Annotated in this window: 8 protein-coding genes and 1 pseudogene; 7 read left to right on the top strand and 2 right to left on the bottom strand. The window is 69.5% G+C overall.

Translation table 11 applies throughout. The annotated features are described in order from the left end of the window. Positions 1–63 precede the first annotated feature (63 nt). From ABT085_RS41845 to kdpC, 7 genes and pseudogenes are all read left to right on the top strand, one after another. A pseudogene (locus tag ABT085_RS41845) lies at positions 64–198 on the top strand (IS5 family transposase); the annotation flags it as partial. Between the two features lie 212 nt (positions 199–410). Next, positions 411–500 (top strand): K(+)-transporting ATPase subunit F, encoded by a 90-nt coding sequence (gene kdpF / locus ABT085_RS41840; RefSeq protein ID WP_351620997.1) that lies wholly within the window; start codon positions 411–413, stop codon positions 498–500. A 111-nt stretch (positions 501–611) separates the two neighbouring features. Further along, on the top strand, positions 612–788 hold the full coding sequence (locus tag ABT085_RS41835; RefSeq protein WP_351620994.1) for a potassium-transporting ATPase subunit KdpA: 177 nt from the start codon (positions 612–614) through the stop codon (positions 786–788). Between the two features lie 354 nt (positions 789–1,142). Then, positions 1,143–1,232, top strand: a complete 90-nt coding sequence (gene kdpF / locus ABT085_RS41830) for a K(+)-transporting ATPase subunit F (RefSeq protein WP_351620991.1) — start codon at positions 1,143–1,145, stop codon at positions 1,230–1,232. Positions 1,233–1,270: 38 nt separating this feature from the next. Next, entirely contained in the window at positions 1,271–2,935 is a 1,665-nt protein-coding gene (kdpA, locus tag ABT085_RS41825) for a potassium-transporting ATPase subunit KdpA (protein ID WP_351620989.1), read from the top strand. Next, positions 2,935–5,064 carry a potassium-transporting ATPase subunit KdpB gene (kdpB, locus tag ABT085_RS41820; protein WP_351620986.1) on the top strand — a complete coding sequence of 710 codons (2,130 nt, stop codon included), beginning with the start codon at positions 2,935–2,937 and terminating at the stop codon, positions 5,062–5,064. The genes kdpA and kdpB overlap by 1 nt, the downstream gene beginning before the upstream one ends. A 21-nt stretch (positions 5,065–5,085) precedes the next feature. Next, positions 5,086–5,763 (top strand): potassium-transporting ATPase subunit KdpC, encoded by a 678-nt coding sequence (gene kdpC / locus ABT085_RS41815; RefSeq protein WP_351620983.1) that lies wholly within the window; start codon positions 5,086–5,088, stop codon positions 5,761–5,763. A 115-nt stretch (positions 5,764–5,878) separates the two neighbouring features. Here the strand turns inward: kdpC and ABT085_RS46890 are convergent, their stop codons facing one another. Both ABT085_RS46890 and ABT085_RS41810 read right to left on the bottom strand, forming a co-directional pair. After that, positions 5,879–5,956 (bottom strand): 50S ribosomal protein bL37, encoded by a 78-nt coding sequence (locus ABT085_RS46890; RefSeq protein WP_502982948.1) that lies wholly within the window; start codon positions 5,954–5,956, stop codon positions 5,879–5,881. Between the two features lie 31 nt (positions 5,957–5,987). Continuing rightward, positions 5,988–6,797: an SDR family NAD(P)-dependent oxidoreductase gene (locus ABT085_RS41810; protein ID WP_351620980.1), complete on the bottom strand. Its 810-nt coding sequence runs from the start codon at positions 6,795–6,797 to the stop codon at positions 5,988–5,990. Positions 6,798–6,892 lie beyond the last annotated feature (95 nt).

The following is a 6,892-nucleotide window of genomic DNA, read 5'->3' as shown; positions in this document are numbered from 1 at the left end:
GGCTGCACGGGACCGGGATCCTGGCCTGGTGGAAGGCGTAGACGCCGGCCGTGGGACAAGGGCCCAGCCGCCGGTTCCACGGTCGGCGCGGGACGCGACCAGGGGCTTCGCCGGGGGGAAGAGATCAACGGCCGTAAACGGCACATCGGGGTCGACACCCTCGGGCTTCTGCTGGATGCGATGGTGACCGGGGCTTCACCTCCGAGCGCCGACTGATCGCGACGCTCGGTTCCCGGAAGGCGTGGATCCGGCTCGCCGAGTCCGCGCTGCGCGCGCTGACCGGGCCGCCGCAACCGCGACGTGGGCCTCTGGACCCACGGTTCGCCCTCCGATTTGCTTCCGGGCGAGCCTTGGCCCGGCCCTCGCCCGGAGGCGCCATCCGTTTCCTCCGAACGGCCTGTGAGGTCCCTGTGACGACCGAGAACGTCGTCGGGCTGATCGTCGCGATCGGTCTCCTTGCCTACCTCGTGGTGGCCCTGATCAAGCCGGAGCGCTTCTGATGACCGCTCCCGTACCCGTGAGAAGCAAGCCCGACGACGCCGTACTGCCGCCCGCCCCGGGGCCCACCCGGCGGATCGGCGGCGGGCTGCTGAAACCTGAGCAGCTGTGGCATGCGGCCCTGCTCGCTCTCGCCGGCCCGCCGGCAGCCCGGCGTCGTCACCGCCGGCACGCTCCAAGCCCACCGCGTCAACTTCGCCGTCCTCGCCACCGGAGCCGCCCTCGTCCTGGTGCTGCTCGACGTCCTGCCGGCCCTCGCGCTCGGGCCGGTGGCGGAAGGGCTGCTTTAAGGATTCCGGGGCGGACCGGCCTTCCTCCCTCGCCGGCCGGCCCGCCCGGGCCACGACCGGCCGAGTCCGACTCCCGCGGGCTCGGCCGCAGCGGCGCGCGTCAAGAACATCTCAAGAAACCGCCCAGGGGCGTCATGGCCCCGCTAACAGGTCTGACCAAGCGGCTGGCGCACGGCTCTACTGATAGAGGAGGGTTTTGCCGGAATTCTCCAGTTCTGCCGCCCGCAAGTGCAGGCCGGCGCTCCTTTCCCCTCGTTGCCACGAGGTGTCACTCATGTCGGATCTCGGATTCATCGCTCTCGTCATCGCCGCGTTCGCGCTGATCGGTCTGATCGCCAGGGGAGTGAGCAGGCTGTGAGCCTGGACAACACGATCGGCCTGGTCGTCTCCGTCTGTCTGGTCGTCTACCTGATCCTGTGCCTGATCTTTCCCGAGAAGTTCTAGCTGGGGTCCCTCGCGGTCCGCAGCTGGAGAGGCTCTCCATGAACGCCACTCTCGCGGGCTGGCTGCAGATCATCGCCCTGGTCGGCGCGCTGGCCCTGACCTTCCGGCCGCTCGGCGACCACATGGCCCATGTGCTGACCTCCCCCCGCCACTGGTGCGCGGAACGCGTGATCTACCGGGCGGGCGGCGTGCAGGCCGATGCCGAACAGACGTGGCCCGGCTATCTGCGCAGCGTGCTCGCGTTCTCCGTGGTCTCGGTGCTGTTCCTGTACGGCTTCCTGCGGCTGCAGAACCATCTGCTGCTCTCCCTCGGCACAAGGCCGGTCACCGCCGACCTGTCCTTCAACACCGCGGCCTCCTTCGTCACCAACACCAACTGGCAGGCGTATGCGGGCGAGTCGACGCTGGGCCATCTGGTGCAGATGGCGGGCCTGGCGGTGCAGAACTTCGTCTCGGCGGCCGTCGGAATCGCCGTGGTCGCGGCCCTGATCCGCGGGTTCACCCGGAAGAAGACCGACCGGGTCGGCAACTTCTGGCAGGACCTCACCAGGATCGTGCTGCGCGTACTGCTGCCGATCTCGCTGGTCATGGCGGTCGTGCTGGTCGCGTCAGGCGCGGTCGAGAACTTCCACGGCTTCGAGTCGATCACCACCATCGCCGGGCAGCACCAGTCCATCCCCGGCGGTCCGGTCGCCTCCCAGGAGGCCATCAAGGAACTCGGCACCAACGGAGGCGGGTTCTACAACGCCAACTCCGCCCACCCCTTCGAGAACCCCGACCCGTTCACCAACTGGCTGGAGATCTATCTCCTTCTGGTGATCAGCTTCTCGCTGCCCCGTACCTTCGGCACGATGGTCGGTGACAGACGGCAGGGATACGCCGTCGTCGCCGTGATGGCACTCATCTGGGCCGCCTCGGTCGCCGTCGTCACCGCCAACGAGCTGCACAGCGTGAGCAGTACGGCCGGACACGCGGCCGGCGGCATGATGGAGGGCAAGGAGCAGCGCTTCGGGATCTGGGCCTCGGCCCTGTTCGCCGTGTCCACGACCCTGACATCCTGTGGTGCGGTCGACTCCGCCCATGACTCGCTCACGCCGGGCGGCGGCGGCCTGACGATCTTCAACATGATGCTCGGCGAGATCGCGCCCGGCGGCACGGGATCCGGCCTCTACGGGATCCTGGTGCTGGCCGTCGTGGCGGTCTTCATCGCCGGCCTCATGGTCGGTCGTACGCCCGAGTACCTCGGCAAGAAGCTGCGCGGCCGCGAGATGAAGTACGCCTCGCTGTACATCCTGACCACCCCCGCCATCGTGCTTGTCGGCACCGGTCTCGCCATGGCCCTGCCGGGCGAACGGGCGGCGATGCTCAACCACGGACCGCACGGCTTCTCCGAAGTGCTCTACGCCTTCACCTCGGCCGCCAACAACAACGGCTCCGCGTTCGCCGGGCTGAGCGCCGACACCGTCTGGTACAACACCGCCCTGGGACTCGCCATGCTCCTGGGCCGCTTCCTGCCGATGGTGTTCGTACTGGCACTCGCCGGATCGCTCGCCCAGCAGCAGCCGGTGCCCGTCACGGCGGGCACACTGCCCACGCACCGGCCGCAGTTCGTCGGCCTGCTGTCCGCGGTGATCATCGTCGTCGTCGGCCTCACCTATCTGCCCGCGCTCGCGCTGGGGCCGCTCGCGGAAGGGCTGCACTGATGTCCACCACCTTGGAAGCCGCGGCGCCACAGCGCCCGCCGGAGACCGAACCGCACCGGATCCCCGCCGGAACGCTGAACCCCAGGCTGGTCCTCGCCTCGGTCCCCGACGCGCTGCGCAAGCTCGACCCGCGCCTCATGGTCAGGAATCCTGTGATGTTCGTGGTGGAGGTCGGCGCGGTGCTGACCAGCCTCTCGGCGATCAGGGCTCCCGGCGTCTTCCCCTGGGTGATCACCGTATGGCTGTGGCTGACCGTGGTCTTCGCCAACCTGTCGGAGGCCGTGGCGGAAGGACGCGGCAAAGCACAGGCGGAGACGCTGCGCCGGACGAAGAAATACACCGTGGCCCGCCGTGTCGTCCTGCCCGGGCGGGCCGGAACGCCGGAGGTCACCGAGAAGGTGCCGGGCGCCGAACTGCGGCCCGGCGATCTCGTCGTGGTCGAAGCCGGTGAGCTCATCCCCGGTGACGGCGATGTGGTCGAGGGCATCGCGAGCGTGGACGAGGCCGCAATCACGGGTGAGTCGGCGCCCGTCATCCGTGAATCGGGTGGCGACCGCTCGGCAGTGACGGGCGGTACGACGGTGATCTCCGACCGGATCGTGGTGCGGATCACCTCGAAACCCGGCGAGACGTTCATCGACCGGATGATCGCGCTGGTGGAGGGCGCGGCCCGGCAGAAGACACCGAACGAGATCGCGCTCAACATCGTCCTGGCCTCGTTGACCATCGTCTTCCTGGTCGCGGTGGTGACGTTGCAGCCCTTCGCCATCTTCGCCGGTGCCGAACAGTCCATCGTCGTCCTGGTGGCACTGGTCGTCGCGCTGATCCCGACCACGATCGGCGCCCTCCTGTCGGCGATCGGCATCGCGGGCATGGACCGGCTGGTGCAGCGCAACGTCCTGGCCATGTCCGGCCGTGCCGTCGAGGCTGCGGGCGACGTCAACACCCTGCTCCTGGACAAGACCGGCACCATCACCCTCGGCAACAGGCAGGCCGCCGAGTTCCTGCCGGTCGACGGCGTGGATCCGGAGACACTGGCGGACGCGGCCCAGCTGTCCTCGATCGCCGACGAGACGCCCGAAGGGCGCTCGATCGTGGTCCTCGCCAAGGAACGCCACGCCCTGCGCGCCCGGACCGAGGGCGAACTCGCGCACGCCGGGTTCGTCCCGTTCACCGCGCAGACCCGGATGTCGGGGGTGGACCTCACGGACGGGCCGGACAGCCGCTCCCTGCGCAAGGGCGCCGCCACCGCGGTCATGCGCTGGGTCCGGGAACACGGCGGCCACCCCACCGACGAGGTCGGCCCGCTGGTCGACGGCATCTCCGCCACCGGTGGCACACCACTGGTCGTCGGTGAGGTGATCCGGCGGTCAGGTGTGGACAGCGCCCGGATCCTCGGTGTCATCCACCTCAAGGACGTCGTCAAGCACGGCATGCGGGAGCGGTTCGAGGAGCTGCGCCGCATGGGCATCAGGACCGTCATGATCACGGGTGACAACCCGCTGACGGCGAAGGCGATCGCCCAGGAGGCGGGCGTCGACGACTTCCTCGCGGAGGCCACTCCCGAGGACAAGATGGCCCTCATCAAGCGGGAGCAGGCGGGCGGCAAGCTCGTCGCGATGACCGGCGACGGCACCAACGACGCCCCGGCGCTCGCCCAGGCCGACGTCGGGGTGGCGATGAACACCGGTACGTCGGCCGCCAAGGAGGCCGGCAACATGGTCGACCTCGACTCCAACCCGACCAAGCTCATCGAGATCGTCGAGATCGGCAAGCAGCTGCTGATCACCCGCGGCGCGCTGACCACGTTCTCCATCGCCAACGACGTGGCCAAGTACTTCGCGATCATCCCCGCCATGTTCGCCGGCGTCTATCCGGGACTGAGCCGTCTCAACATCATGGGTCTGCACAGCCCGACCTCCGCGATCTCCTCGGCGATCATCTTCAATGCGCTGATCATCATCGCGTTGATTCCCCTGGCTCTGCGCGGAGTGCGCTACCGGCCCTCCTCGGCAGCGGCCCTGCTGAGCCGCAACATCCGGCTGTACGGCCTCGGCGGCCTGGTGCTGCCCTTCCTCGGCATCAAGGCCATCGACCTGATCGTCCAGTTCGTCCCCGGACTGCGCTGACCGACAAGGAGGACGATCCTCATGTCCGGTTCCCTCACCCAAGTGGTCCGGCACCACCTGGCGGCGCTGCGTATGCTGCTCGTCCTCACCGTGATCACCGGTATCGCCTATCCGCTGGCCGTCACCGCCATCGCCCAGGTCTTCTTCCCGCACCAGGCCAACGGATCCTTGATCAAAGACCACGGACGCCCGGTCGCCTCCGCCCTCATCGGCCAGAGCTTCGACCTGCCGCAGCGCATTCCGGCCCCCGATCCCCATTGGTTCCAGCCCCGCCCGTCCGCGGCGGGCGGTACCGGGTACGACGCGACCAGCTCCGGGGCCTCCAACCTCGGCCCCAACAACACCACTCTCGTCAAGACGATCGCCCAGCGCCGGGCGGCGGTCGCCGCCTTCGACGGTGTCCCACCGGGCCGCGTCCCCGCCGACGCCGTGACCGCCTCCGGTTCCGGGCTCGACCCGGACATCTCACCCGCGTACGCATACGAGCAGGTGAACCGGGTGGCGAAGGCCCGCGGCCTGAACCCGGCCGCGGTCCGGGACCTCGTCGCCGCGCACGTGAGTGGCCGCCAGCTGGGCTTCCTGGGTCAGGGAAGCGTCAACGTCGTCCTGCTCAACCACGAACTGGCCGCGTTGCGGCGAGCATGGCCGTGCCCCTCGGTGCGGCCGGGTGCGTCGCCATGCGCTGAGCCGGTGGCGTGAGACCGGGCTCCCCGCCGCGTGGTGGACGTATTCGCGGACCAGGCGGAAACCGGCGGTCCAGGCCAGGAGGCGGCTGGCGCGGTCGTGCACCGAGCAGTTCCAGCCGGCCGGTCGTTCAGCCCTGGTTGGCCTTGCCGCCGTGGTTGGCCTTCTTCCTGCGGCGGGCCCTCTTCTTGCGGGCGCACTTCGACATGTTCGTCAACTCCTCGGTTCGGAAGGGTTCTTCAAGCGGTGCGGCCGACCAGCAGGTCCGCGAGCGCGCTCAGGCGCCGGATCGTGCGGTCCTCCCTCGCGGCCGGGGCCGGCTCCATCCGCACGCCGCGGTCGTAGTAGGCGCCGTTGACGATCTCGACCGCCGGGTCGCACAGCCGGACCACGTGCGCCGCCCCTTCGGCCGCGGTGACGCCTTCGTGGGCGTAGAGCGGCAGCAGCGCGGTGTCGCACACGCCCGGATGCACGGAGACGGCCGTGACGCGGGGGTCGGCCGTGAACACCGTCAGGGCGAGCTGGGACTGCGCGTAGACGGCGAGGCGTGAGTAGCGGCGGGCACGGTTGGGGTCGGCCCACTGGATCGACCCCGAGCGGTGCAGGGAGGAGGAGACGTTGACGACGCGGCCGCCCGGGTCGGTGGTCAGCGCCGGTTCCAGCTGGCGGGTCAGCAGGTAGTGGGCGAGGAAGTTGACCTGGAAGGCGACCTCGTTGCCGTCGGCGGTCATGGTGTGCTGTTCGGGTGCCGCCATGCCGGCGTTGTTCACCAGGACGTCGAGATGCGGGTGGGCGGCGATGACCTGGTCGGCGAGGGCTTCGACCTCTTCGAGACGGCCGAAGTCGGCGCAATGGGTGACCAGTTGGTCGGCCTTCACGTCGGACGTGGCGATCAGGCGGTCGGCGGCGGCCTGGGTCTCCTCGGCAGTGGGGCCGTGCAGCAGCACGGTGGCGCCGCGCTCGGCCAGCTGCCGGGCGGTTTCGTAGCCGATGCCGGACGTGGCGCCGGTGACGAGGACGGTGCGAGAGGAAAGGGTGGATTCGGGCATGATCCCATCCGGGTGCAGGCACGTCGGCAGCGCGCCCCGGCGAGGGGCGGTGGACATGCGGGGAGGACGATGAAGGAGGGGCGCCGCAACTGATC

This window comes from Streptomyces sp. NPDC002265, assembly GCF_040296125.1.
GTDB lineage: Bacteria > Actinomycetota > Actinomycetes > Streptomycetales > Streptomycetaceae > Streptomyces.
Note: the sequence above shows the minus strand (reverse complement) of the source record. Positions and strands in the feature narration are given on the sequence as shown.

Coding starts and splice junctions, on each gene's coding strand:
- ABT085_RS41835 (WP_351620994.1), top strand. CDS start 612: ATGCGGCCCTGCTCGCTCTCGCCGGCCCGCCGGCAGCCCGGCGTCGTC.
- kdpA (WP_351620989.1), top strand. CDS start 1,271: ATGAACGCCACTCTCGCGGGCTGGCTGCAGATCATCGCCCTGGTCGGC.
- kdpB (WP_351620986.1), top strand. CDS start 2,935: ATGTCCACCACCTTGGAAGCCGCGGCGCCACAGCGCCCGCCGGAGACC.
- kdpC (WP_351620983.1), top strand. CDS start 5,086: ATGTCCGGTTCCCTCACCCAAGTGGTCCGGCACCACCTGGCGGCGCTG.
- ABT085_RS46890 (WP_502982948.1), bottom strand. CDS start 5,956: ATGTCGAAGTGCGCCCGCAAGAAGAGGGCCCGCCGCAGGAAGAAGGCC.
- ABT085_RS41810 (WP_351620980.1), bottom strand. CDS start 6,797: ATGCCCGAATCCACCCTTTCCTCTCGCACCGTCCTCGTCACCGGCGCC.